Raw genomic sequence first — 24,223 nt, 5'->3', positions numbered from 1 at the left:
AGCCGCAAGTGGCTGAAATACTTGCACTTTGCAGAAATTATTAGCATTTCTGTCATATTTTTTAGGTCAAAACGCTAGATTACCGGCGGCGGGGATCGGAGCTCAGCTCGCTGAAATCCGACTCTTCATCAGGATAACGAGGACTTATAGTATGAATAAATTGATAAAAGGCTCACTGTTGAGCCTGTTTGCCCTCCTGGTCGGCTGCGACTCAACCAGTAACGGCGGCCACGAAGCGGCATCATCGTCCCAGGAGGCCGCCGGGCCCGACAACAAGGCTCAAGCCACACCCGCCCGGTTCAGCCGATTCACCTATGATGGCCAGTCCCAGGAGCAGGTCGACGTGGGTGAAGGCGAGTTCCGCAACCCGATCATTTCCGGCTATGCCCCCGACCCCACCGTGGCGCGGGTGGGCGACGACTACTATGTCGTCACCTCCTCTTTTACCCACTTCCCGGGCCTGCCCATTTACCACTCCAAAGACCTGGTCAACTGGACCCAGATCGGTAACGCCATCGACCGGCCCGGGCAGTTCGACTTCAAGGGCCTGGAAGTGTCCCGGGGGATTTTCGCGCCGGACATTTCCTTCCATGAAGGCACCTATTACCTGGCCTCCACCTGTGTGGACTGCGGCGGCAACTTTGTAATGACCGCCGAGAGTCCGACCGGCCCCTGGTCCGACCCCCACTGGCTGGGCTTTGAGGGCATCGACCCCTCCATCCACTGGGACGACAGCGGCAAGGCCTACATCCTGAACAACGGCGCCCCCAATGAAGAGCCCCGTTACGACGGCCACCGCGCCATCTGGATTCAGGAGTTTGACTGGCAGAACCTGACCATGGTCGGTGAGCGCAAGCAGTTGATCAACGGTGGGGTCGACATTTCCACTCAGCCGGTATGGATTGAAGGGCCGCACATCATCCAGCGCAACGGCTACTACTACATTACCGCGGCGGAGGGCGGCACCAGCGTGCATCACTCCCAGACCATCTTCCGTTCCGACGACGTCTGGGGCCCTTACACGCCCGCCGAGCACAACCCGATTCTGACCCAACGCGATCTGGACTTCGAGCGGGACAACCCGATCATCGCCGCCGGCCACGCCAAGTTCGTACAGATTCCCAATGGCGACTGGTGGGCGACGTTCCTGGCGATCCGCTCCTACAACAACGATATGTTCAACATCGGCCGGGAGACCTTCCTGCTGCCGGTCCGCTGGGAAAACGATTGGCCTTACATTCTGCCTCAGGGCGAGCGCATTCCCTTTGCCCTGGAAAAACCGGAACTGCCCGAGCAGCCCACACCGAATCCGCCCCAGTCGGGTGACTTTGGCTATACCGATGAATTTGACGGTAACGAGTTGGCGCTGGGCTGGATGGGCGTTCGCGACCCGGACAGCGGTGTTTTCCATGACGTGAACAACGGCACGCTCAGCCTGAACTGCCAGAATGGCCTGGGCGACCTGGACTCGGTACCCGCCTTCCTGGGTCGGCGCCAGCAGCACCACATTGCCGACCTGTCCACCACGGTGACCTTTGATCCCCAGGCCGATCAGGACCGGGCCGGTCTTGCGGCGGTGCAGAACGATGAGAATCTGATCTTCCTGGCCATCACCCAGGACAACGGCGAAGACCAGGTGGCGCTGTACCGTCGGCAGGGTTCGACCGAAGACACCCTGGTGAATGCGGCCCCGCTGTCGAGCACCGAGAATGTGGTTCTGTCGATGGCGTTTGATGCCGGACAGATGAGTGCCCATTATGAGGTGAATGGCGAGCGTCATACCCTGGCCGAAGGGGTGGATGCCACCAACCTCAGCACCAATGTGGCCGGTGGTTTTGTGGGTACCCTGATCGGGCCCTACTGCACTCGTCAATAACCTGTGTGAGTACCTTGTCGGATTACGGCCTTCGGCCTAATCCGACCTCTCATAACTCAGTCAAGTCCCTTTATTTAATCATTTTACCTGCCTGTTGGGCACACGAGTCTGCTGGCATTGCCTGAGTCGTTGACGCACATGCCGGTGGTACTCGTGTGTTTAGCCTGTGTGCCAGCTCGAAGGCCTCCCGGATGAACGTCCATGGGGTCAACCGAACCTCTCGCATCGGATGTCCGCCTGGCGGCATCAACTCAGTTACCTTGGGTATCGCGTTCCATGGATCATCCCGCGGGCTGCCTCTTGACTACTTAGGAGCCTCAAGACTGGGCTAGAGGTCGGATCGAAGGTCAGCCCGAAGGAAGACTCGTTGCCAGCGTGTTACGGCTGGATTAACTCATTGCTCGCTCCTGTTGCTCGTCTCTGTTCGTCCTCATCGGTCGACTCGGTGGTGCTTATGCCACTTCGGCCCGGGGTGGCTCGGCAAAGAGCTTGGCCGGATCGAACCGCTTGCCTTGAGCCACATGCCACAGCGCCTTGGCCAGCTTGCGCATCAGCGCGATGATCAGTTTGCCCTTGGGGCCTCGGTGTCGGGCCAGCTTGGCGTCATACCAGGCTCTGGCCGGGCCTGATTGACGTATCAGGCGAAGGGCGGCGAAGTACAGGTAGTGGCGCACCACCCCGGGCCCTCGCTTGGTCAGCTTCAGCTGCCCTTTGTGTTTGCCGCTGGAGCGCTCTTTGAGGTTCAGCCCCGCCGCTTTCAGATAGCTGGCCGCACGCGGGTAGTCATTGGCCGAACCCAGGGCACAGTAAAGCACCACCGCGCTGTTATGGCCCAGTGCCTCGGCCATCCAGGCCAGCTCCCGGGTGTGCTCGACGTGCTCGGACAGCGCTCGCTCCAGCTCGCGGGACTGCGCCCGTGTGTCCAGCATCTCCTGGGCCAGGGCCCGGATGAGTTCGTGTTCGGTCTCGACCACCGGCACGCCCAAGGTCGTGGCGGCACTGCGCAGCAGGCCTTCGCGCTTGGACGTCTTAAGCATGTGCCCACCGACTCGGCGCAGCAGTCGGTCCGCCTGCTCCGGCTGTGCCGTCACCCGAACCGGGTCGCCGTACTCGGCCAGCAGGTGCAGCAAGCTGGCGCTCTGCAATGTCAGCCAGCACAGCGCCTCCGGCCAGTGCCGGGCCAACAACGCTTCGAGCCGATTCAGTGCCCGCTGGTGGCGCTCCTGTACCTGCTCCAGCCGATTCAGTAAGGCTCGCAGAGCTCGACGCGCTTCACTCGGCTCGCGCCAGCGCTGACTGATGCCATCCAGGTGCAGCCGGCCGATCAGGTAAGCCGCCTTGGCGTCGTGCAGGCTCGGGACCCCGTCATACACTTCAGCGGCGTCGTGCACCCGCTTGGGGCTGACCCGGTAGATTTCGGCACCCAGAGCTCTCAACTGGTAGCGCAAGGCGTCGCCATAGGTACCGGTCGGCTCCATGACCGCCTCCAGGCGCTGAGCCTTGAGGTTCGCCAGTTCCCGCAGCAGGGCCGGGCTCTGTTGCGGATGCTCCCAGCGGATGGTCTTCAGAACCGTCCGGTCCGGCTTCATCAGCGCCACGTAGAAGTCCTTCTTGGCCACATCAATCGCCAGAATCAACCGCTCGCCCGCCGTCTGCTCACGCAGTTGATCCCAGTTCACCTTCTGGAAATTTTGGGCACGATAGTTATACTTGCGCATAAGGGGACACCTCCAATGCTCTCGGTTCTTCGCACCTTGCTGTTACAGCAAGTTACCGAGTTATGAGGGTCCCCTTTCTTTTTTCTACCTTATAACTGACTACTGGATGGCTTGATATTCCATAGTCTGAGTAGGTCGGATTAGGCCGGAGGCCGTAATCCGACAGCCTACTGGATGGCTTGATATTCCATAGCCACCCGTAGGTCGGATTAGGCCGAAGGCCGTAATCCGACAATCCCCTCCCCCCTCTTCTTGCTGATTGCACTCTTCCCGCGCTTTCGGTACCTTGCGCGTTTCTTTATAGTAACCAGCGAATTCCCCGTCTCAATGAGGTTGTAGCCCCCATGGCGCAGTACGTCCATCTGTCTTATTAGGTTTTAGTTACGTTTTATAGGCGGGTGAAACTCCCCGTATTTATTAGCTTTCAGCCCATCTAGGCACGTGTTTCAACTCTCACAATCACCCGAAACCACCTTTTTAGTCACTTTTTACCGATTTTGGACCAGGTTTAGGCTCAAAACCTAACGTTTTGGAAGCGTTCGGTGACCGCACCTCGTGAGGCGTTCCCATGGAGACCAAGCCGCAACGAAAAAGCTTCGCCGTGATTAACCTTTTTAAGCTCACCTTTTCAGGATGTTCATTAAGACTATTCCGTCTTCACTTTTCGTCAGAAATAGTCTGAACGAGTGATACCGCAAGACATATATTTCTTCTTCTGAACCCGCCAACCTATGTATTTCGTTCGAAGAAAGATCAATTCCTTCTGTGTCGATTCGTTTAAGCACATCGTGCAGCCCAACATTAATAAGGCCGGGGCTTATATCCAGGTCGCGCAACTGTTCTGCTGCCTCAGTAGAAACAAAAAGACTCATTGCTTTACCCCCAGGTCCTCTAATAATGTAGACGCCTTCACTAGATTTGCTTTTTCAGGATCTGTTTTCACTAAGCGGGCAAACGCTTCTAGTTTGGTTTTACGTATGTGCGCAAGGCAGAACGCATCATCCGAAAAGGCATGAACTCGCTCGTCGTGCTTAAGGTAAAATACTTGCGCCCAGATCCAAACTACCACAACAACAAGTAGCAGCCAAAATGATCTAGTTTTGTGAAAAGAGGACCACTCCACCACACCGGACTTAGAGATTTCGGAAGCAAATAAGCTGCAAAGAACGCCAACCGCTATCGTAAGCAGTGACGATACGATAAGTCGAAATTTTGGATTTCTTGTGATTTCCTCAATATTCATCCGTTTCTCGATCGAGGTTAACGCCCAGCTTTGGGGCGGACTTGTAGCCACGCAGCGGCGGAAGGGTTGCCCCAGCACCGAGGAGGCGACAACCGCACTTTTATGACCCATTGGGCTCGATGCCATTCTCCGCTTGGACCCGTATCTTCTTTAACTCTCCCTCCACCTTTTCTAGCTGATTCGGAATTTTTTGAAGTTCGTAATGGGTCTTTAGAGCTTCGTCAGAATGAGTGGGAGTTCCTAAGTACATTTCTGCGTTCATTCTAAAAATATGGGAGTGTTTTCGACCAAGAGAATCCTTGAATGACAGAGTTCCAGAGTGTTCGCGTGAAGATTTCGCTTGAAAGAATGCAGCGCTGTCACTTATTGTTTTTGATATAGATTTTCCGGGCAAAAGTACCGGTATTTGAACTCCCTTGCAATCAGAAGAGAAACAGATTTCTTGCCCTCCCCTAGTTACTGGATCGCCGTCCCACTTAAATGAAATGTCATGTGCTACGCCACCTCCAGAGTTTTCAACTCGAAATAGAACTAGTCCATACCTACTAGAAAAATCGAAGCTTGGATAAGGATAAGGCTTTTGCCGATCCTCCTCTAGCTCGACCACCCTTTGAGCACCCCAAGCGGATACCACAGCTGTAATTACCGCCAAAGCTCCTGCAACAGCTGCGCCGACTGACGTAACATCTGAGTCTGTACGGAAGATTAAAACCCCAACAATACCGACCGCCAATATAAGTGCAAGGCCTAAAAATATCCGAGTTGTTATTCTAGACATATATTTATCTCTATTTCTTCTGATTCAGAACGCGGCTAAGCAAAGGCAGATTTTGCGTTTTGGCAGAAGAAAAATATATCGCGCTTCCTTGGATTGTCATAAAATTCATCTAATTCAGAAATTGTAGCCTGGAAAAGATCCCATCATTTTTCTCGAAGCGACCTACTCCATGCTAGTAAGCATGTCGTGTATCTCGACAATCTTTCCAATAATTTGTACGTTTTTCTTTGTAATTTCTACATCTTGGTGGCCTTTTAAGCCCCGAAAGCGTATTACATGCTGATTCGATAGACCCATTATTTCACTAATCATTTCTCTGCTTGCAAAAAACGAGGCTCTATGAACATAGCTATCTGAATAATCCCAGTAATCTGTATCAAAGGGCAGCCGTTCTTGTGAGCTAAACACACCTTCAGGTCCCTTCACAGTGAAATTCCTAGGGACTATGCCATTCGGTTCTTTAAATCCTGCCTCCACAATAAGTTCGTGAGATTTATTCTTCTTTGATTTTATCCAAAGCCCAAGTACATATGTGTTATCCTGAGAGATCCTTGGGTTGTATGAGATATATCCCTCTTCATCGAAGTCGTCATAGCTGAAAACAATATTTAGTGCATCGCTTGTTTTAACTAGCTCCCTAAAGTTTTCAGGTTGTACGCCAAATGCATTCAGATAGTTAAGCGCTGGCTTAATTGATTTGTAGCGTATAACTGTATTATCAACTTTAACCCCTAGAGTCAAAAAAGGATCTTTTGAATCAGTATTGAATAGCACGAGATCAGTCTTGTTCAAACTATAGTCTCGGGACAATGCGCTATACTCTTTGAGATTTTTCTCCAGGTCGGTCCTGTAGAACAGCGATGTTTCCGCCCCCAACTTAGTGTATATCTCTTTTTTGTTTAGGCTGGCTTTTCTATATTTATTCGGGCCCCAAGAGACGGCTTCAATATAAGTTTCGTCATCTAGATAGCGACCTAAACTACCGACCAAATTGTCTAGAGAAAAATTGTTACAGTTGTTTACGGCGAATTCTTCGTCACCTTTAGTGCATGTGTGAAAGTTAGAAATTGAGTTTGTCACTATGAAATCGAAGTTGTATTCTAAGACTTCGGTTACAGGTATAGGGCTTTGGGTATTAATTGCATCTGAGGCATACCCATTGTTGTTCCAAGCAAATGCGACTGCAATTGTTAGAGCGAAAAATGTTTTCATGTTAGTCATTTGGATAAACCTATCTTGTGGATGCTGCGCGCCTTCGGGGACCTTTTGCGAACGTTCTATCGCTACTCGCGTCGGTGTAGAAAGCATTGCTTGATACAAGGACTTTTTGGTGGTTTACTCATCGATCTTCAAGCATGAGAACCAGAAAACTTGAGGGGCTTCTTCGGGATCTTCCATTTCTTGAATCAAGAGGATAAGCTCACGCGCAAACTTCACTTGTAGCCCCTTCTTCACTTTGCGCTTCTACGGTAACAGACCAAGATTCGACTTTTCCGGGAGAGACTACTTTTCTTAGTTTAGTTTGCCTCTCGGGTGTAATTTCACATATGTAATTGGCCATAGGTCAATATCCTTTATAATGCTCAAGCACACGAGCGCGAGTTTACGAGCTTCCCACCACCGCTAGTGGTGGCGTAGTGCTGAGCCTTGTTGTTCGCGTTTTTCATTCAAACGCTCGAAATCCGATTTTTAGCGAGCGAGCAAACCCATCCAGCCCACCAAAAAGAGTGGTGGCGCTTACATTAGCTGCACTTAACAGCCGAAGAAGCCTAGACTGTATATCTCTTGGTACAATGATCTTCACCGCTTGGCAAGCCGACGTCTCTACTAATGAGTTCTTTACAGTAATATCCTTAAAGTTATTGATGCTGATATCAAGCTGACTGGCCACCTGAGACTCAAAGGGCTCCTTCAACGATAACGGCATCATAAACGCTCCTTGCTGATTGGCAAGCCTGCGATTAAGTCGAAATGGTTTGACTAGTCGAACACCACTCTCCGTTTTTTCTCCCCATAAAATTGAATTGGCTTCTTTTATCCCCGTACTATCTAGTTTCCTGGGTCCCTCTGGCTCAGAGAGCGGGGTTATTCTTCCAGCATTAAATGCCCATACTACTGCATCCTCAGTAGCATTCTCAACGGCGAAGAATGCTGCAACAAATAATGAATGGGTCACATCCACAAGTCTAGTTGGCCCGCCATAATGTTGAAGTAACGCTGCCCACTCCAGCAGATCAGTGCTATCTGGCTGTTCCTCAATGTAGTGGTGCGCTCTTCGTTGAAATTCAAATAGACTATTTCTTTCTCGCTCGGCTATACGGTCACTCTTGACGCCATAGGTATTGCAAGTACGCTCTATCGTGCTAGTGAGACTCCATTCTGACGAAGCATGCCCACGGAATAGCCACCCTTCAAGCGCTGAGTACAGTGCCGTGATGTCCTCCTCTTTCTCAAGGAGCACCCTTCTAACTTGATCCATAGTCTAAATCCTTGTCCGAACAAGGCCTGCCATAAACGGCCGAGTGAAACGAGCTCCGGTGACCCAAGGGAACGTATTTCATGGCTTGTTAGCCTTTTGCAGGGTTTCTTGCATTCTTCACCATGAACCTGACGCCGCTTGCGGCGGCGTACTGGTACGCATGGTTATGCAATTTTAGTTTACCTTTTCCCAAGTGATGCTTCGTCCGAATGGCGGATATGTTGAGGTGCTATCTTTCACGACGTAATGACCTATTACGTTGTCATTCTCGTCGACGTGGTCGTAATAGTAAGTGTCGGTATCTTGGCCTTTGCGGACCTTCCAATCACTAGCTTTCGTGGCCACTAACCTATGTCCTTCAGGTATTCCAATTTTCTTGCTGTACTCTTCTTCGCTCATGAGAAGGCTCCCTAGAATAATGAGGTTTAGAGTTGCTCTTTCTTTTCGTCTTCTTCAGACTTTCCGCATAAGCTGCACACCTCGCCTAAGCTCCGGTCATAACCTTGCTCTAATACGACCTGACTGTCTTCGGTCCCAGGGTTCATTTCCTCGTAACATTCATCACAGAACGTTTCCGTTGGATACGCTTCGCTAGATTTTTCGGAAGCCATATCACCGTAAACAGTACAAGTTTTCATTTAGAACCTTTCCTCTAGTTGAATCGCTTGATTGCATAACATCTTTATGCCGAGCGGGCTTGATACCTACTCTATAATTCAATTTAGATCAAGCAGATAACTCTATGATTTTCAATATATTTCAAAAATACTTTGCACAAGCCAGATAGGCTATAAGCGCGCATGCGCGCCATTCCTCCAAGGGTTGCGCGTTATCTCACAGGGTTCTTCAGCTACGCATCTGAAAAATATCGTATTTCAGAATAGCACAGCAACAAAACGCGCACCTCCACTCTGCAAATTGCCCAACTTTCGACAGTATTGCAAATATACTATAAAAACTGTTGAACATTTGACCAATACGGCTTAATTCGGTCCTTTAGGAGTTACACTGCGTGTAGAGGCCCTCCGTGCTTCGGGACGCACTAGCATAAGGCTAGCATGGGTTCATTTATTGGCACAGTCGCATCCGCAAGAAATACCGGACAATCTGGATCGTAGCCGGCTACTCCAACCACTGAGATACATAGAGCTCTATACAATATGTTGCGAGATAGGCACCTTGCTGTAAGGGATTTGATGGAAGTGCTGGGAAAAATCCTCATTGTTACCAGGGTTCAAGAGTAGGTCCAACGTCCGCTCCCCCAATGGGGCAATGGGGCTATGAATCGCAAGCCTTCCTTATATATCCAGTGAACTCCCTGCCAGGAATGAAGAGTCGCGCCCATTCATCGGACTCAAACCCTTCTTGTGTCCAATGTATCCAGCATCCCAACGCCGTTGGCTGGTTGCGTCCTGTGGGCGATTGGTTGGGTGCTTTTCCGGTCTCATAATCAGGTTTGATCAGCCCCTCGAATAGAATCGCTCCATCCGCGTCGCAGATCTGCACATAGTCCGATTCTTCAAGCCCCACCACACCTAGAAGACTGTCATCGTGCTCTGACTGGAGGGCCCAAACCATGCCCTCCAGGCCGGTTTCAAACCAACCAAAGAAGACTCCTCGGTACACATTGTTCGTCTGGTCTTGATCAGGAGTCGCCATCAGCCTTATACCTTTGTGACGGGCTTAAAGAATCGGGGGGACCTGTTAGGGCTCTACAATAGCTCTGGCTTTTGCTTGGGCGGCTTTAAACTCTTGGCTTTGACGAACTTCTCGTGGATCAATCCTGACGGTACCACGACCCACCACCCTAACAGAGGAGTAGGAGCTGTCGACAAGTGCTTTGAGAGCCCTGTCTTCTTCGCTTGGGCCTAAGCCCAGCATACTCCGCAAACCCATAAAGTAGCCCTCTGAGATTGAATATCCTGTGCCCATGGGGCAATGCGCGTCCGCCCGCCTCTTTCTGAGGTCAACGAGTTGAGCATCTGCCGTGTTCGGTTGACCTTAGAAATGCCCACCCTGGCAGGTAGCTCAAAGGAGCCAACTGCCACCACCAGCTGATGCCAAAGCTGTTAAAAACCGGACAATCTAAACCGGTAAAATGGATCGGGATTTGTATATAAGCTTAACCTTCCTTTGAGTACTTTCCGCCACTGTTCACGATACATGAACGGTGAACACCTTAGATCGCCACGCAGTGGTTAGGTCAATAGGAAAGTCGGGCAGGTGTAGATATTTGGGCCCTATCCGTATGACATCGGGTCCTTAGTGCGCATTCCTTCGCTTAGCGCCAGAACATGAAAACCACCAAAATTCGAGGGCTCAAGCGTAACCGCCGCCAGCGTAAGCAGGTCGTTGACATCGACCTGGTAGCCCATGGCTTTGCACATCTCTGACATAGAATAACTTGCCGTGTGCCAAAACCATTCGGAAAGTTGTTCTTCGTCTTGATCGATACGGCTCACTCCCGCCGACACTTCGGTCCAGACTTCAGGACAAAAGTTGTTGATCATAAAGTGATCATCTTTTCGCTCCATCGCACCTACCAGGCCGTACTCTTTGTAGATTAAGAATCGACTCAATGAAAGCTCCACAAGCTCTTCACACCCCGGAAACTTCTCCAAATCGTCGATGGCCCTTAAAAAAATATCTGGTATGAAGGGTAGTTTTCTATACTTGTTACTATCGAATGCCGCATAGGCCAGCTCCATGAAACGCTTCTCTCTGTTCCATTCGATTTCCTGTGCTTCCCGAATAGCCGCTAGCGATCTGTCTCCTAGGTGCTCAAGCCTTTTAGTCGTCAAAAGCAACTCATTATCCTCAGAAAAAGAGTCGTGCTTAACATCAAAAGGAGATATTTTCAGAACCTTAGGTCGTTGAAAGGCACGGTATACATCTTCACGGTCATCAATGGCGACAATTTGGTCCTCCTTGTACCCCAACGACACGAAGTATCGAATGTCTTTAATCAAGCGTGTCCCGGTGTTTTCGATCTGCTCTCTGGTTACCACCGAAATAAACCTCTCTAGACTGACTCCACAAGCCGGTAACACCTTTTCGATGTACTCTCGTGTTCCTGTCGTGCACAAGGCAATGTCGTATCCCAGGTCTTCCACGCTGTTTAGAAATTCATCCAAGTGGGGCCGTGGGTACACTTTCAGCGGCGAGTCGTCGTAAAAGGAAAGGCCACCTTCTGGAAGAGTATTGTAGAACTCCTCTTCCGACGGTCCTCGGCCTGATAGCGCGTACATTAAGTGATCATAGACAGGTACATGCATAAGGGTGTTGTCTACATCGAGGATCAACAATCGATTTTTAGAAGTGTTGGTCTTCACGTCATGGATCACTCTGTAAGGCTCATTGTGACGTTTGTTTATATATTGTAGAGGTTCTAGAAAAAGAAGTTATCTCAGCGATTCCATGCAGGCCCGAGTCATTAGTGGGCGCGACTCCCAAGTTTTCCTTGGATGTTTGGGATCGCACTATGATCCTATGCTACCTTTTGACTTCATTGGTCTCCCATAAAACAACTTACTTTACTGATTATGCAGAATGACCAAAGGTAAGGCAATCATGTGCTCCAAAAAGGCGATTTTTACATGGCGCCTCTGGATCAACTGCTGGAGGACTCCTCCGTGATCCCGATCTCCAGAAGAAGCTGGCTAGCGGGCCTTAAGGAATATTGTGAACACTTTATCGGCTCCGCAAGGACCCGGTAGCGAACACTCTTTCGACTTCAGAGAAAGCCGGTAGTGAGCACTTTATCGATCCCAGAGGAACCCGGTAGTGAGCACTTTATCGACTTCAGAGGGACCCGGTAGTGAGCACTTTATCGACCCCAGAAGAACCCGGTAGTGAGCACTTTATCGACCCCAGAAGAACCCGGTAGTGAGCACTTTATCGACCCCAGAAGAACCCGGTAGTGAGCACTTTATCGGCTTTTGAATACTGATAAAAATTAGAGTACACCGTGGCACTTGAAAAATTACCGGAATGCTGTCAAATGAGGGCTACTGGTACGAGTGTAACTGGTATTTTACGGTTACTGCCATTCTAGGTTAGAATGCAAGCATAAGTTGAAAACTTGTCAGAAATAGAGGTGATTTATGGTTGGTCCTCGTTTGCGCTAGGGAGCTGCATCTTTAATGTACGCTGCGACAAATCAATTAAAGCAGACTATAAACACGTTACTCTATCATTCTCCGAGTGATTCAGTTTTGCATCGAACTTCCCGCTTAAGCCCCAGTCTCGCACAAGAACTTCTGCTTCAAAACATAAGCTCTATTGCTTTCACCTACGGTGAGAAATTCTGTCTTGTCTGCTTAGAGGCAACGACTTTTAAAGGAGCTGCTAGCTAGCAGCTCTCTCAGACTACCTCCTGAAATTAACCAGAGGTTGGTCCAACATCGCTTGAGAAACACCATGCATATCTGCGTTTGCCTGCCAGATGAGGAAACGTTCAAGGAGTTTCTGATTAACAGCTTTGAGCTTCTGATTGGCTTCAGCCAGCTTCTCGATGCGTTTATTCGCTTCATGTATGTCTTTAATCCAGCCCGACTTTTCGGTTGGTGCTTTGAGCGCAGCTTTACGATCCTTCATGGCCATGTTTACCGCTGGCAGCTTCATTAAGGATTGACGAGCTCGGCTGATGCCTAGCTTAGCTTTGCAAGCCTCGACCAAAAGAGGCCAGGTCAGCTTGGGTTCAGACCACTCTTCAATCAACTTGATAATACGCACTTCGTCTTTCTTCGTTAAATGGCCCATCGCTATACCTCGATCTCATCTAGCATAGCCGACAGCTCGTCTAACGACGGCAACGCCGCCTGTCTCGGTGCTTCGACTATTTTGGCGTCGATTAGCCCCGCCATTGCTGCGGCATTATTGGTGAGATTCCAACCATTATCAGAGTTCCACACTATGTCGCCGTTCTTGACTTCAGGGTTTTCCAAGGTTTTGATCAATGCATCGCATTTCAAAAGGTCAAGCCCCGACTTTTTACGCCACTCAGAGGCGCCAAAGGTTTTTCGAGCCTCTGCACTTACGGCTTTATCATAGCGCTGCTTAAGGTAAATACGCTCTTCTTTGAGGTTAGCTAGTTTAACATCATCGCCCTTAACGCAGCCCAGGTTGCCACAGGTCAGGCACGCCCCCATTTTGGGGCAGGGCTCACTCTCAAACGAGTGCACACAGATACCAAGGTGAGTTTTGTGAATAACTCGATCCTGAGAACCCTCTGCAAGATCAGTCACGTCACTTAGACTCAAGGGATCATTGGTTCTGATCTTCTCCAAGCGCTGCGCCGCATTACTCTGCTTGGTTTTAGGGTGTACTGCCGCAACCGCTTGGGTGCGCTCTTCAACGGTTACATGGTTGTAGACCGACCCCATAGTAGTGCGTCCTGAAAACGCATCGATCAGCAGCTGTGAAAGACCCGCACGGTGCATCTCAGTATTCAGCTCGTGCCGAAAAGCGTGTGTGTTTACCTTCAGGCCCCTGTACCCGTGTCGCTCGAAGATACTTTGCCACCTCTGACTCCCTCCTAGTTGCCCCCTTATTCGACAACTACTGGCAGCAATTTCAACTCCAAAATCAAGGCTCTTTGCGACAGCAATTTTTGTATCATCAAGTAGACTACCTGTCCGCACCGTGAACAACGCATCTCGGTACTTCACACGACTTTTCCCGTCTTCCGCAGGCGTGGTGTAAGGGAAATCTTTAGGTAGGTACTTTTCACGCATCAGAATATTGAGTTTGCGCAACGTAATGACGGCTCTGTCGTTAAACAGACGATGCTTGAGACTCCCATTCTCACAGATTCGCTTCCCCTGGCTGACATCCCATCCTTCTTGTATCTCATCAAGTACTGCTTGAGCGCTAGGGCTTACCGCCTCGCGCTTTACCCAGTAATCGAGCCATCTAATCTTAAACGCCATTCGTGGTGACTTCCCACCGTTCACCTGAGTTTTGAGCGCTGCACAAGCCTCATCATACGTCAGCGGATCATCTAGGCCTTTTCTGGGTACATGCTCATGCGGAGGAAACTCATCGGGATGATCTTCGAGCCATGCAGCATACGTGCGCGCCTCATCCGTGATCGGTGTCATAAGTTTAATAACGCGCTCCACTGAAGGTTCCATACCTTTAACTACGGGCTTAGTTGTCGCTCCAAAACCCTTCTCGGCGTGCCATCGCAGGAACATGCGCTGATTACCATGAGCATCGTCTTTTAACACCACACAATCACGCTCAACATCGGATAATTCACCGATGCGACTCGGCTGACTGAGCAAGAGGGCACACGCTGAAGTGGTTATAATGTCCAACGGACTGGTCAGATCGCTATTGAACAGCTCACCCAAAGCAAGAAGTGAATCACGGCTCGGAAGTTTTCTTTCGCGATTTTTCTTCTGCTCCTTCAGCGTACCTGAACGCTTCCATTTCAGTGGTGAACTCCATCGAAAGCGCTTCTCGAGTAATCCCTTTTCCCTCATTAATTGGACTATCTTTGTGAGAGAACGGCTCCGACAGTATGCAATATTGCCATCAGGATAATTGGCTTGTAGGTGCTCGCAGGCCCTATTGCAGATTGCAGCCGATACTTTTGTCACGTCCCCTGCTCCAGAAACCTCGATAAGCGCAACCTCAAGAATCCTTAAAGCCTGAAGCCAAGACTCAGCAGATTTTTTTCCATGAAAAACCCCATAATACACAATTAATGCCTTGGCAAAATCCACGAATGGCGGCTGCATATACTTTTTGTCTTTCGCCCTAGTACTTCCAGTTAATCCATAAGCAGTGAAAGTGCAACCTCTCAACCCCCAGCTGTGCCACGAGCTCATATCCCATCGAATCCCAGCATGGACCCGTTTACTAGGAATGCCTTTGGGCAAAGTGGCTTGTGCCCACGCGATAAAGGCGTCCAGTTGCGCTGAGGCCTTAAGGTGGCCCTTAGGCTTAAAATCGATTAAGTGACTCATCTGTCACTTCCGTCTGCTTCTCCTAATGCACGCAGCGCGTTGCAATCGAGAATTACCTTGCGACACGCCAAGATAGCACGATCCCAGAGCACACCCGTGGTTTTATCATTGGCGATGGTTTGCGCACGGCGACGTTCCATCCGCTCAAGTGCAGCGCTGTGATCTGCGTAAAGTAGCGGCTGAAATTTGCTGCATCCATAGCAGGTAAATGGGGCATCCAGATGGCAGACTTTATCGGCCCCGCAAACAGCAACATCCTCAATCTGACGGTCCATTCGATCCCCATTTTTGGCTAACGCACGATCCTTCACGATGGTGCCCGTAAAAGCACTCACGACCAGTGCGAGATGATCAGTCATCTTCTCGTCAATCAAATTCATCAACTCAGCCGATACCGCTCGGTATTTACGGACGGTGGTGGTACGAGAGTGCATCAATGCGCTAGCGATTGACCACTCATCCAGCCCTGCATTTGAAAGATCGGTGCCGAGCGTATGCCTGAAGCGATGGCCTTTACTGATTTTCAGAGGTTGATGTGTACGCGAGGAAATTGGAAAGCCAGGCATACTCTCCATTTGGAGTAGCCAACGATTTATAGCTATAGCGGCAGCATGAAACTGCACTTTTGGTGCCTGCTCCAACGCTTTCTGATCAGGAAAGTCAACTAGCACGGGGAGTGATTCGGAACCTCTTCTTGGGCGATCCAGCTTGCGACGAAAGAGTGGCACATGCTTAATCGCTTTATTCCAATCGGCTCGACCAGGATACTCCTGCTCAAGCCGGGCGAGGACAATCGCCTTGTAGGCCTGAACCGCATCGTAAAGATCCTCATCCAAGCTGAAGGTCTCGGACTTTGTTCGCCATCCCGCGTCATCGCCTTTCTGCTTCGCCCAGAAGATTCGAATCTGACAGCCCCGCTCGGTTTTGATAAAGTCATCAAAGACCATCATGCGCAACTGTGTACCACGCTGCCCGTAAATCATCGCCAGACGCAAATAGAGATAGCGCTCAGGATCTAAATTGCCGTGAGAGAACTGCTCGTGCGCCCACTGGTGCAGGGCATCTTGTTCCACCTGCGTGAACGGACCCTGCTTTGGATCTAAGCGTAAAATGACATCGTTGCGGCGCCGCTTCTTTCTGGGCAGCGCGCAATAAGCATCAATCAGGGCTTGCGAAGGTCGCTGTTCAAGTGATTCGCACGCCTGCCAGAACTCCATAAAACCGACAAGCAAAGAAAATTCGACCATATTAAAGCGCACGCGCAAATCGATTAGATGGTCCTCATTGAGGGGATCTAACCCCACCTGCGCCGCGCGCGACAGAATTGAAGTAGTTAGTCCAATAGTGGCCTGAGAGACCTCCCCCATTCGGTAGGCTAAGGCGGCGTGTAACCAGCTTTGCCTATCCGACGGAACACAAGCGATTGCGGCTTGCCAATTGACCGAGTTGCGAGCTGCCCTGTCAGGCCACCACATCGGTTCAGTGGGAGTGAACAATTCACCGCATTTCGCGGGTCTAGGTTTACTCAGCCACGCATCGAGAGAGTCCTGCGTCGGTGCTTTAAGTGCTGAAACTTCGATATTCATTTAACGTCTCCCTTGCGAATTTCAGTCTCTACACCCTCTCTGATTGCCTTGAATTTATCCGAGCGCTTTTTCATCGCCTTATCGGCTTCTTCCTTCCAGAATTTCGCTCCGTAGAGGCTCGGCATATTAGATTCGGGACTCCACCCAAAGGCATATGTGAGGACTTTTTGAACTTGTGTCGTGCGGTCCTCTGGGGTAAGTGCTTCCAGCTCCTCTCGCATGCTCTCTAATAGTGTGTAGACCGCATCATGACGCAATATATGAGGATGAACATGCGCCAACTCAGGTACTACTTTGCGAACTCTAGGCAGAATGCCATCAAGCGCTTTAACACTCATCGGACTGCCTTCATTACGTCGATGGGACACCAGCAAAAAAGGATGATTTGTTGCCTTAGAAGGCCCCTTCTTCAAGACTCGGTAGGTGTCCACATACTCGCGTATTACCCAGACAAGGTCGTCATTCATTTGTAGCATGCGCTCGTGTGTCTTGAATTGCGGAGCCAAGGTGCGCGGATCTATTTCATCACTCTCAAGATCGACAACAGAGAGCTGCCCGTTGTGCCAATGAATATCGCTGAGCTTAATCAGAAGCATTTCAGAGCGACGCAGCCCCATATCAAGACCCAAGAGTAAGATTATGTAATTACGCAGCTTCAGTGCTTCGTTTGTAAAGGGGTTCTCGGCACTCTCAGGGTGCATAACCTCCAACAAGCGATCTCGCTCCTGATTGGTCAGCCCTTTCATGTCATCATTTTTGCTCTTCTTCCAGGCTGGCCTGGCCGCCTTTATCTTGCGGTTGAAGCGCCGCTCGACATCATCAACGGCTGCATCTCGCGTCGCCTCGTCACCCAGCTTGTCGTACAGGAACTTGAGGTAGTCACGCACGGCTTCGAGTCGCTGCTGCGCATGGGCCCTACCCACTGTTTTGTAGGCCGCTGGAAGCAGGCGTGCGCCTATATACTTACTGTCCAGGGTTGATTTATTTAATGTCGCGTTCACGACAAAGCGAGAAATCTCACTATCAGTTAAGTAGCGCGACTCGGGGCGCTCCTCCAGGCGGTTGATCAAGTCAATCGACTCATATTCCAGAAAGTCCTCAAACCGTCCGATGTGCTCAAGATACTTTTGCTGTGTGTATAATGCCCGACCTGACTGTTCGAGAGTCACATAAAGGTTTGGGTAGTAGACAGGCATGCGCTCTTGCACTAACACCTTTCTTCTAGCACCATTGATCCTTATCTCTGCGGTTTGATGACCCACGATTCTTCTCCAAAACGTAACTTTTTTCAGTATAGTAACGAATTGGATTCCGCACAATCAAAAGCGTACTTTTTTAAACTTGTGTCGTGTGCTTAAAAACCCCCCAAAAGCCACGCAATCTCTGACTTATAGGTGTTATTTAAGATGGCAAAAGGTGACAAACACGGACAAACAGGCTCTTACGTCTATAGCATGAATCGGGTTGGCAAGGTGGTGCCGCCCAAGAAAGAGATCCTGAAAGACATCTCCCTGTCCTTCTTCCCTGGCGCGAAAATCGGTGTTCTGGGCCTGAACGGCGCCGGTAAATCCACCCTGTTGCGGATCATGGCCGGGGTGGACAAGGACTATAACGGTGAGGCGCGGCCCATGCCGGGTATCTCCGTGGGCTACCTGCCCCAGGAGCCTCAACTGGACCCGGAAAAAAACGTACGCGGCAATGTGGAAGACGGCGTGCGCGAGGCGGTGGACGCCTTGGCTGAGCTGGACCAGATTTACGCCGCCTACGCCGAGCCGGACGCGGATTTCGATGCGTTGGCCAAGCGTCAGGGCGAGCTGGAAGACATCATCTCCGCCTGGGATGCCCACAACCTGGACCACAAGCTGGAAGTGGCCGCCGACGCCCTGCGCCTGCCGCCCTGGGATGCAGATGTAACCAAACTCTCCGGGGGTGAACGCCGCCGGGTGGCCCTGTGCCGCCTGCTGCTGTCCCGCCCGGACATGCTGCTGCTGGACGAGCCCACCAACCACCTGGACGCCGAGAGTGTCTACTGGCTGGAGCAGTTCCTGCAGCAGTTCCCCGGTACCGTGGTGGCCATCACCCACGACCGCTACTTCCTGGACAATGCCGCCGGCTGGATTCTGGAGCTGGACCGCGGCCACGGCATTCCCTATGAGGGCAACTACAGTGACTGGCTGGAGGCCAAAGAGAAGCGCCTGGAGCAGGAAGCCAAGTCTGAAGCCGCGCATCAGAAGGCCGTGAAGGCGGAATTGGAATGGGTACGTCAGAACCCCAAGGGCCGTCAGGCCAAGAACAAAGCCCGCCTGTCCCGCTTCGATGAGCTGCAGAGCCAGGAATTCCAGGCCCGCAACGAGACCAACGAAATCTACATTCCGCCGGGCGAGCGCCTGGGGGACAAAGTGATCGAACTGGAAAATGTCTCCAAGGGCTACGGCGACCGCCTGCTGATCGACAACCTGACCATGAGCGTTCCCAAAGGTGCCGTGGTCGGTATTGTCGGTGGTAACGGTGCCGGTAAGTCCACCCTGTTCCGGATGATCGCCGGTACCGAGCAGCCCGACAGCGGCAAGATCGAGCTGGGCGAGACCGTGCAGGTGGCCTACGTGGAACAGAGCCGGGAAAACCTGAAGGATGACCAGACCGTCTGGGAAGCCATCTCCGGTGGCCAGGACATTCTGCGCATCGGCAACTACGAAGTGAACTCGCGCTCCTATGTGGGCCGCTTCAACTTCAAGGGTTCGGACCAGCAGAAACGTGTGGGCGAACTCTCCGGTGGTGAGCGCGGCCGTCTGCACCTGGCCAACACCCTCAAGCAGGGCGCCAACGTGTTGCTGTTGGACGAACCGTCCAACGATCTGGACATTGAAACCCTGCGCGCGTTGGAGGAGGCCATTCTGGCGTTCCCCGGTTGTGTGATGGTGATCTCGCACGACCGCTGGTTCCTGGACCGGGTGGCCACCCACATTCTCGCCTACGAGGGGGATTCGGAGGTGGTGTTCTTTGAGGGCAATTACACCGAGTACCACGAGGACTTTGTGAAGCGTAAAGGTGAGAATGCGCAGCCGCGGCGGGTGAAGTACAAGCCGTTGAAATAAGATGAACATCAAAGCGCCGCCCAAGCGCCACTTATGGGTCTGGTTTCTCTGGCTGGGGTTGTTTTACACCGCCTGGCTGTTTCTGGTGCAGATGGACGGCCACTGGCAGACGGCGAAGGATCACTGGCCCATGGCCCTGGCCATGGCGGTCGGCAGCTATGCGGCGGGCTCCACCCCCATGGGCGGGGGCACTGTCGGCTTTCCGGTGCTGGTGTTGCTGTTCGATATGCCCGCCACGCTCGGCCGGGATTTCAGCTTCGCCGTGCAGTCCATCGGCATGGTGAGCGCCACCATTTTCATCCTGGCGCGCCGCCAGCCACTGGCCTGGTCCATGCTCAAGGGCGCCGTGGTGGGGGGTCTGATTGGCACCCCGATTGGCATCATTTTCTTCGCCCCCCTGATTCCGGACCTGTGGATCAAGGTCACCTTCGCGGTGCTCTGGGGCAGCTTTGGCGTGCTGCACCTGTACCGGATTGGTGAAATTGCGGGCCATGTCGGCATGACCGAGTTCGACGAGCACTGGGATCACCGCGTGGGCTTTGTCCTCGGCCTGGTGGCCTGTCTGCTGGCCGTATCGGTCACCGGGGTGGGCGTCGACATGGTGCTCTACGCCGCCCTGGTACTGCTGTGCCGGGCGGACCTGAAGATCGCGATTCCCACCTCGGTGGTCATTATGGCCCTGGCCTCCGTGTACGGGGTCCTGATCAAGAGCGTCACCCACAGCTGGCAACCCGGTGTGTTTGAGAACTGGCTGGCCGCGGCACCGGTGGTCGCTCTGGGCGCGCCTCTGGGCGTGTTCATCGTTGAGAAAGTCGGCCGCAAGCCGATCCTGCTGGTGGTGGCAACCCTGTGTGTCGGGCAGTTTGTCTGGACCTGTTTTGCCGAACAGGAGGCCCTGGGGCTGGTCGGAATCGCACTGGCGGTGGCCGCCCTGGGCTTCTGCCTGTGGGTGTTTGAGCGGTTGCGGAGCTGGGGCTCGGTGCTGGTGGCCGAAACCCAGCGCAAAAACGAAGTGCGCCGGGCCGCCGAGGCGGGCGACACCGAACCAGAGGTGGTCAAGGCCTAAGACGCCCCGGTCAGTGGGGGCGGGACATGGCCTTGTCGATGTCCACTCCGACAATCAGCACCCCCAGCAGCTCGCCACTGTCCGGGTCCATCACCGGCTGACTGACATGCACCTGAAAGCGCCGGGTGGACTCATCGTACTCCACCGGTTCGAAATTCAACTGCCCGGCGCTCAGCGCGAGCGCCCGCTGAAATTTGGCCTCGTCACCCTGCCAATAGTCTGACGTCATATCACTGATGGCCACATTGAGGCCCTTCAAGTCGGCGAGAATCACCTCGGTGATGCGGCCATCGGCATCGACGGCCAGGGCCCGCAGTCGATCCGACAGTCCCCGATCCAGCCAGGATTGAACCTCCTCATAAGCCCCTTGGCGGAAGGCCTCCTGCCAAAGTTGATCCATTTGCACCAACGCCTCTTGTACCAGGTCGGAGTGCCGCCGATTCTGTGCTCTCAGTGCTGTGACCAACCCTGGGGTGTGCTGCCACTCACTCAACAGGGGCGACAGCCAGCTGTGCAGCTCAGCCTGCTCGAGGGCGGACATGACAAACCCGCTCTCCGTGCACTCGATGATATACCGGTTGAAGGCCTTCAGAAATTCCGGACGGGAGGTCAGAAACTCGTCGCCAAAGTACACGCCCAGCGGCATGTAACGTAAAAACCGCTCCTGATACTGGTTTTGGTCGACCCCCAGCGCCTCGACCACCGCCCTCATGTGGTCCCGGTCGGCGATAAACGCATCAATGCGGCCGCTCAAGAGCAGCTTGAGCAACTGCGGCAAGCTGTTGATCCGCATGTGGATCGGGTAGCCCTGCTGATCCAGCCAGACCGCCTGGTGACTGCCCAGAATGGCGCCTATCCGGAGTCCCCCACGGCGCGCTTCGCCCGGCGCTTTCGTGCCCGCGGGCCAATACCAGTACCAGTTTTCCAGTAACAGGGGAGACGACAGAGTGGCGTACTTGTCCACTTCAGGGGTGTGAATCGCGGTAAAAAACCCATCGATCTTGCCCGTGGACACCTCCTGTCGGGCGCGTCTCCAGGGCATACGCTGAACCTCGGGGGTATATCCCAAGTGGTCGAAAATACATTGAATGTGTTCGACGGAGCCGCCACCGCGATTGTAGAACTGCTCAAAGTCCGACACATTGGTGCCGAGCTGAACATTGGTGGCAAAAACCGGCAGGGAGGCCATCCAAATCACAAACGCGCCCAACCGTAGAAAAACAATAGACATACTGAGGACTCCGAACAGAGCCCTCAGTATAGCAGGCGGTCATCAGGGCAATGGATCAGGCGAAACGCGGGCGACGCTCTTGGGGAACCAGGTGGCACATATCCAGGCTGACCTTGGCTTCCGGCGCCAGCCGCTTGAGGACAAAGGCCGCCCACTGGACACGCCCGGAAAAGGTCAGTGGTAGCGAGGCGTTCAACAGAACCGTGCGGTGCCCCCCGACCGGACACCGGTCAATGGCCACCCGCTGCTCCCCGGTACTATCGCGATAGACCAACTCCAGTTGCAGCGGCTGCATGGCACCCGCCGGCGTTTTCAGCCAGACCGCCATATCAAACCAGCCCGTCCAGCTCCCCTGAACCAGTGCGGAGCGGTGGGCACTGAACTGATGCGGAGCAATTTCCGCGACCAACCAGTCACGGGTTTCTTCGACCGGAGCGTCCGATTGGGTACGAGATAAAAGGGCCATGGGAGGATTGCCTCATTGAATACATCGATGGACGTCAGCGTACACCTCATGACCGGGCAATGCTGTGACTGAGCAGACACTTTGATCGCCACTCACAGCACAAAAATGGTAATTCGGACTACTTCTCAATGGGTAGCAAACCCCAGAGTGGCGGGCTTTAGAGGGGATTTTGGAAAGACGTTATGGTAGTATCGCGCCCGCGTTAATCCGCCCTCGGTTATTCTTTTCCGACTCTCACAACACGGAATTCACAATGCCCCAAACATTCGCGCTTACTTCGGTATTAGCGGGCGTTTTGCTCGCGCTATTCAGTCCCCAGACATTCGCTGCCGTCGGCAGCATGAATCTTACCGACAGCGGTGTCGGCTATGTGGCCCTGACCGTCTTCGTCATTGCCTATCTGCTGGTCATGGGCGAAGAAAAACTGCACCTGCGTAAATCCAAACCGGTACTGGTGGCGGCCGGTATCATCTGGATGATGATTGGCTGGGTGTATGTGCAGGGCGGCATGTCCTCCGAATCCGAGTCTGCTTTCCGTCATACCCTGCTGGAATTTGCCGAGTTGATGCTGTTCCTGCTGGTGGCCATGACCTACATCAACGCCCTGGAAGAGCGGCGCCTGTTCGATGTGCTCAGGGCCTGGATGGTGCGCAAAGGCTTCAACTACAAAACGCTGTTCTGGATGACCGGGATACTGTCATTCATGATCTCGCCCATTGCCGACAACCTGACCACGGCTCTGCTAATGTGTGCCGTGGTCACCAAAATGGCCCCGGACGACAACCGTTTCATCAATCTGTGCTGTATCAATATCGTCATCGCCGCCAACGCCGGCGGTGCCTTCAGCCCCTTCGGCGACATCACCACCCTGATGGTCTGGCAGGCCGGCATTGTTCAATTCCAGGAGTTCTTCTCGTTGTTTATTCCCGCCCTGGTAAATTACGGTATCCCGGCGTTGGTGATGAGTTTCTTCGTCGAGAACCGCAAACCCCACGCGGTGGTGGAAGAGGTGGAACTGAAACGCGGCGCCCTGCGTATCATGACGTTGTTCCTGTTTACCGTCGCCACCGCCGTGGCCTGCCACACCTTCCTGCATCTGCCCCCGGTCGCCGGCATGATGATGGGCCTGGGCTATCTGCAGTTCTTCGGTTACTTCCTGCGCCGCACCCTGCCCGGCTCCCTCGCCCGCAAACGGGCGCTCGCCGAACGCGCGGGTGACGAGGCCGCCCTGCGTCGACTGGGGAGTGTGGTGCCTTTCGATGTGTTCAACCGGGTGGCCCGCGCGGAATGGGATACCCTGCTGTTTTTCTACGGCGTGGTGATGTGTGTGGGCGGCCTGGGCTTTATGGGATACCTGGCGATGATGTCCGACATTCTCTACAACGGCTGGGGCCCGACCTTCGCCAACGTGACGCTGGGTGTCGCCTCGGCGCTGATTGATAACATTCCGGTGATGTTCGCGGTACTGACCATGGAACCGGAAATGTCCCACGGCCAGTGGTTGCTGATCACCCTGACCGCGGGTACCGGCGGCAGCATGCTGTCGATCGGTTCCGCCGCCGGCGTGGCCCTGATGGGCCAGGCCCGCGGTGCCTACACCTTCTTCGGCCACCTGAAGTGGACCCCGGTAATCGCCCTGGGTTACATCGCCAGTATCTTTGTCCACCTGTGGCTGAATGTGGAGAGCTTCAGCTTATTTGGATAAAGAGCT

At 52.9% G+C, this 24,223-nt stretch carries 19 protein-coding genes; 4 read left to right on the top strand and 15 right to left on the bottom strand.

Going from position 1 to position 24,223, the window contains the following annotated elements:
* The first annotated feature begins 151 nt into the window (after positions 1 to 151).
* Positions 152 to 1,876 (top strand): glycoside hydrolase family 43 protein, encoded by a 1,725-nt coding sequence (locus OOT55_RS16390; protein ID WP_265366914.1) that lies wholly within the window; start codon positions 152 to 154, stop codon positions 1,874 to 1,876.
* A 452-nt stretch (positions 1,877 to 2,328) separates the two neighbouring features.
* Here the strand turns inward: OOT55_RS16390 and OOT55_RS16385 are convergent, their stop codons facing one another.
* The 13 genes from OOT55_RS16385 to OOT55_RS16325 all read right to left on the bottom strand — a co-directional run bounded on the left by OOT55_RS16385 (position 2,329) and on the right by OOT55_RS16325 (position 17,916).
* Positions 2,329 to 3,594 carry an IS110 family transposase gene (locus tag OOT55_RS16385; RefSeq protein WP_265365638.1) on the bottom strand — a complete coding sequence of 422 codons (1,266 nt, stop codon included), beginning with the start codon at positions 3,592 to 3,594 and terminating at the stop codon, positions 2,329 to 2,331.
* Positions 3,595 to 4,462: 868 nt separating this feature from the next.
* On the bottom strand, positions 4,463 to 4,948 hold the full coding sequence (locus OOT55_RS16380; protein ID WP_265366913.1) for a hypothetical protein: 486 nt from the start codon (positions 4,946 to 4,948) through the stop codon (positions 4,463 to 4,465).
* On the bottom strand, positions 4,938 to 5,615 hold the full coding sequence (locus OOT55_RS16375; RefSeq protein WP_265366912.1) for a hypothetical protein: 678 nt from the start codon (positions 5,613 to 5,615) through the stop codon (positions 4,938 to 4,940). The genes OOT55_RS16380 and OOT55_RS16375 overlap by 11 nt, the downstream gene beginning before the upstream one ends.
* 162 nt (positions 5,616 to 5,777) lie before the next feature.
* Positions 5,778 to 6,836, bottom strand: a complete 1,059-nt coding sequence (locus OOT55_RS16370) for a hypothetical protein (protein ID WP_265366911.1) — start codon at positions 6,834 to 6,836, stop codon at positions 5,778 to 5,780.
* A 442-nt stretch (positions 6,837 to 7,278) separates the two neighbouring features.
* On the bottom strand, positions 7,279 to 8,094 hold the full coding sequence (locus OOT55_RS16365; protein ID WP_265366910.1) for an FRG domain-containing protein: 816 nt from the start codon (positions 8,092 to 8,094) through the stop codon (positions 7,279 to 7,281).
* Between the two features lie 174 nt (positions 8,095 to 8,268).
* Positions 8,269 to 8,493 (bottom strand): hypothetical protein, encoded by a 225-nt coding sequence (locus tag OOT55_RS16360; protein WP_265366909.1) that lies wholly within the window; start codon positions 8,491 to 8,493, stop codon positions 8,269 to 8,271.
* 26 nt (positions 8,494 to 8,519) lie between these two features.
* A complete protein-coding gene (locus OOT55_RS16355) occupies positions 8,520 to 8,732 on the bottom strand; it encodes a hypothetical protein (RefSeq protein ID WP_265366908.1) in 213 nt (70 codons plus the stop codon).
* Positions 8,733 to 9,372: 640 nt separating this feature from the next.
* Positions 9,373 to 9,753 (bottom strand): hypothetical protein, encoded by a 381-nt coding sequence (locus OOT55_RS16350; RefSeq protein WP_265366907.1) that lies wholly within the window; start codon positions 9,751 to 9,753, stop codon positions 9,373 to 9,375.
* 581 nt (positions 9,754 to 10,334) lie between these two features.
* Positions 10,335 to 11,426: an HAD family hydrolase gene (locus tag OOT55_RS16345; RefSeq protein ID WP_265366906.1), complete on the bottom strand. Its 1,092-nt coding sequence runs from the start codon at positions 11,424 to 11,426 to the stop codon at positions 10,335 to 10,337.
* A gap of 1,036 nt (positions 11,427 to 12,462) precedes the next feature.
* The gene (locus OOT55_RS16340) at positions 12,463 to 12,855 is read right to left on the bottom strand and encodes a hypothetical protein (protein ID WP_265366905.1); all 393 of its coding nucleotides are present in this window, start codon (positions 12,853 to 12,855) and stop codon (positions 12,463 to 12,465) included.
* 2 nt (positions 12,856 to 12,857) lie between these two features.
* Positions 12,858 to 15,068 (bottom strand): hypothetical protein, encoded by a 2,211-nt coding sequence (locus OOT55_RS16335; protein WP_265366904.1) that lies wholly within the window; start codon positions 15,066 to 15,068, stop codon positions 12,858 to 12,860.
* Positions 15,065 to 16,654, bottom strand: coding sequence for a hypothetical protein (locus OOT55_RS16330; RefSeq protein WP_265366903.1), 1,590 nt, complete (start codon positions 16,652 to 16,654; stop codon positions 15,065 to 15,067). Before OOT55_RS16330 ends, OOT55_RS16335 begins: the two co-directional genes overlap by 4 nt.
* The gene (locus OOT55_RS16325) at positions 16,651 to 17,916 is read right to left on the bottom strand and encodes a tyrosine-type recombinase/integrase (RefSeq protein WP_265366902.1); all 1,266 of its coding nucleotides are present in this window, start codon (positions 17,914 to 17,916) and stop codon (positions 16,651 to 16,653) included. The genes OOT55_RS16330 and OOT55_RS16325 overlap by 4 nt, the downstream gene beginning before the upstream one ends.
* Before the next feature lie 144 nt (positions 17,917 to 18,060).
* Between OOT55_RS16325 and ettA the strand changes: the two genes are divergently transcribed.
* Complete coding sequence (gene ettA, locus OOT55_RS16320) at positions 18,061 to 19,749, top strand: energy-dependent translational throttle protein EttA (RefSeq protein ID WP_265366901.1); 1,689 nt, start codon at positions 18,061 to 18,063, stop codon at positions 19,747 to 19,749.
* Position 19,750: 1 nt separating this feature from the next.
* A complete protein-coding gene (locus OOT55_RS16315; RefSeq protein WP_265366900.1) occupies positions 19,751 to 20,815 on the top strand; it encodes a sulfite exporter TauE/SafE family protein in 1,065 nt (354 codons plus the stop codon).
* A 10-nt stretch (positions 20,816 to 20,825) separates the two neighbouring features.
* On the opposite strand, the gene OOT55_RS16310 is transcribed toward OOT55_RS16315, so the two are convergent.
* On the bottom strand, positions 20,826 to 22,046 hold the full coding sequence (locus tag OOT55_RS16310; RefSeq protein WP_265366899.1) for a transporter substrate-binding domain-containing protein: 1,221 nt from the start codon (positions 22,044 to 22,046) through the stop codon (positions 20,826 to 20,828).
* 55 nt (positions 22,047 to 22,101) lie between these two features.
* Positions 22,102 to 22,512, bottom strand: coding sequence for a hypothetical protein (locus OOT55_RS16305; RefSeq protein ID WP_265366898.1), 411 nt, complete (start codon positions 22,510 to 22,512; stop codon positions 22,102 to 22,104).
* 253 nt (positions 22,513 to 22,765) lie between these two features.
* On the opposite strand from OOT55_RS16305, the gene nhaD reads away from it, so the two are divergent.
* The gene (nhaD, locus tag OOT55_RS16300; protein WP_265366897.1) at positions 22,766 to 24,217 is read left to right on the top strand and encodes a sodium:proton antiporter NhaD; all 1,452 of its coding nucleotides are present in this window, start codon (positions 22,766 to 22,768) and stop codon (positions 24,215 to 24,217) included.
* The last annotated feature ends 6 nt before the right edge of the window (positions 24,218 to 24,223 follow it).

This window comes from Marinimicrobium sp. C6131 (assembly GCF_026153455.1).
Taxonomy (GTDB): Bacteria; Pseudomonadota; Gammaproteobacteria; order Pseudomonadales; family Cellvibrionaceae; genus Marinimicrobium.
The sequence above is the reverse complement of the archived record's forward strand: the minus strand, read 5'-3'. Positions and strand labels throughout refer to the sequence as shown.

Coding starts and splice junctions, on each gene's coding strand:
- OOT55_RS16355 (WP_265366908.1), bottom strand. CDS start 8,732: ATGAAAACTTGTACTGTTTACGGTGATATGGCTTCCGAAAAATCTAGC.
- OOT55_RS16375 (WP_265366912.1), bottom strand. CDS start 5,615: ATGTCTAGAATAACAACTCGGATATTTTTAGGCCTTGCACTTATATTG.
- OOT55_RS16350 (WP_265366907.1), bottom strand. CDS start 9,753: ATGGCGACTCCTGATCAAGACCAGACGAACAATGTGTACCGAGGAGTC.
- OOT55_RS16310 (WP_265366899.1), bottom strand. CDS start 22,046: ATGTCTATTGTTTTTCTACGGTTGGGCGCGTTTGTGATTTGGATGGCC.
- OOT55_RS16365 (WP_265366910.1), bottom strand. CDS start 8,094: ATGGATCAAGTTAGAAGGGTGCTCCTTGAGAAAGAGGAGGACATCACG.
- nhaD (WP_265366897.1), top strand. CDS start 22,766: ATGCCCCAAACATTCGCGCTTACTTCGGTATTAGCGGGCGTTTTGCTC.
- OOT55_RS16380 (WP_265366913.1), bottom strand. CDS start 4,948: ATGGGTCATAAAAGTGCGGTTGTCGCCTCCTCGGTGCTGGGGCAACCC.
- OOT55_RS16360 (WP_265366909.1), bottom strand. CDS start 8,493: ATGAGCGAAGAAGAGTACAGCAAGAAAATTGGAATACCTGAAGGACAT.
- OOT55_RS16335 (WP_265366904.1), bottom strand. CDS start 15,068: ATGAGTCACTTAATCGATTTTAAGCCTAAGGGCCACCTTAAGGCCTCA.
- OOT55_RS16330 (WP_265366903.1), bottom strand. CDS start 16,654: ATGAATATCGAAGTTTCAGCACTTAAAGCACCGACGCAGGACTCTCTC.
- OOT55_RS16370 (WP_265366911.1), bottom strand. CDS start 6,836: ATGACTAACATGAAAACATTTTTCGCTCTAACAATTGCAGTCGCATTT.
- OOT55_RS16385 (WP_265365638.1), bottom strand. CDS start 3,594: ATGCGCAAGTATAACTATCGTGCCCAAAATTTCCAGAAGGTGAACTGG.
- ettA (WP_265366901.1), top strand. CDS start 18,061: ATGGCAAAAGGTGACAAACACGGACAAACAGGCTCTTACGTCTATAGC.
- OOT55_RS16340 (WP_265366905.1), bottom strand. CDS start 12,855: ATGGGCCATTTAACGAAGAAAGACGAAGTGCGTATTATCAAGTTGATT.
- OOT55_RS16315 (WP_265366900.1), top strand. CDS start 19,751: ATGAACATCAAAGCGCCGCCCAAGCGCCACTTATGGGTCTGGTTTCTC.
- OOT55_RS16390 (WP_265366914.1), top strand. CDS start 152: ATGAATAAATTGATAAAAGGCTCACTGTTGAGCCTGTTTGCCCTCCTG.
- OOT55_RS16305 (WP_265366898.1), bottom strand. CDS start 22,512: ATGGCCCTTTTATCTCGTACCCAATCGGACGCTCCGGTCGAAGAAACC.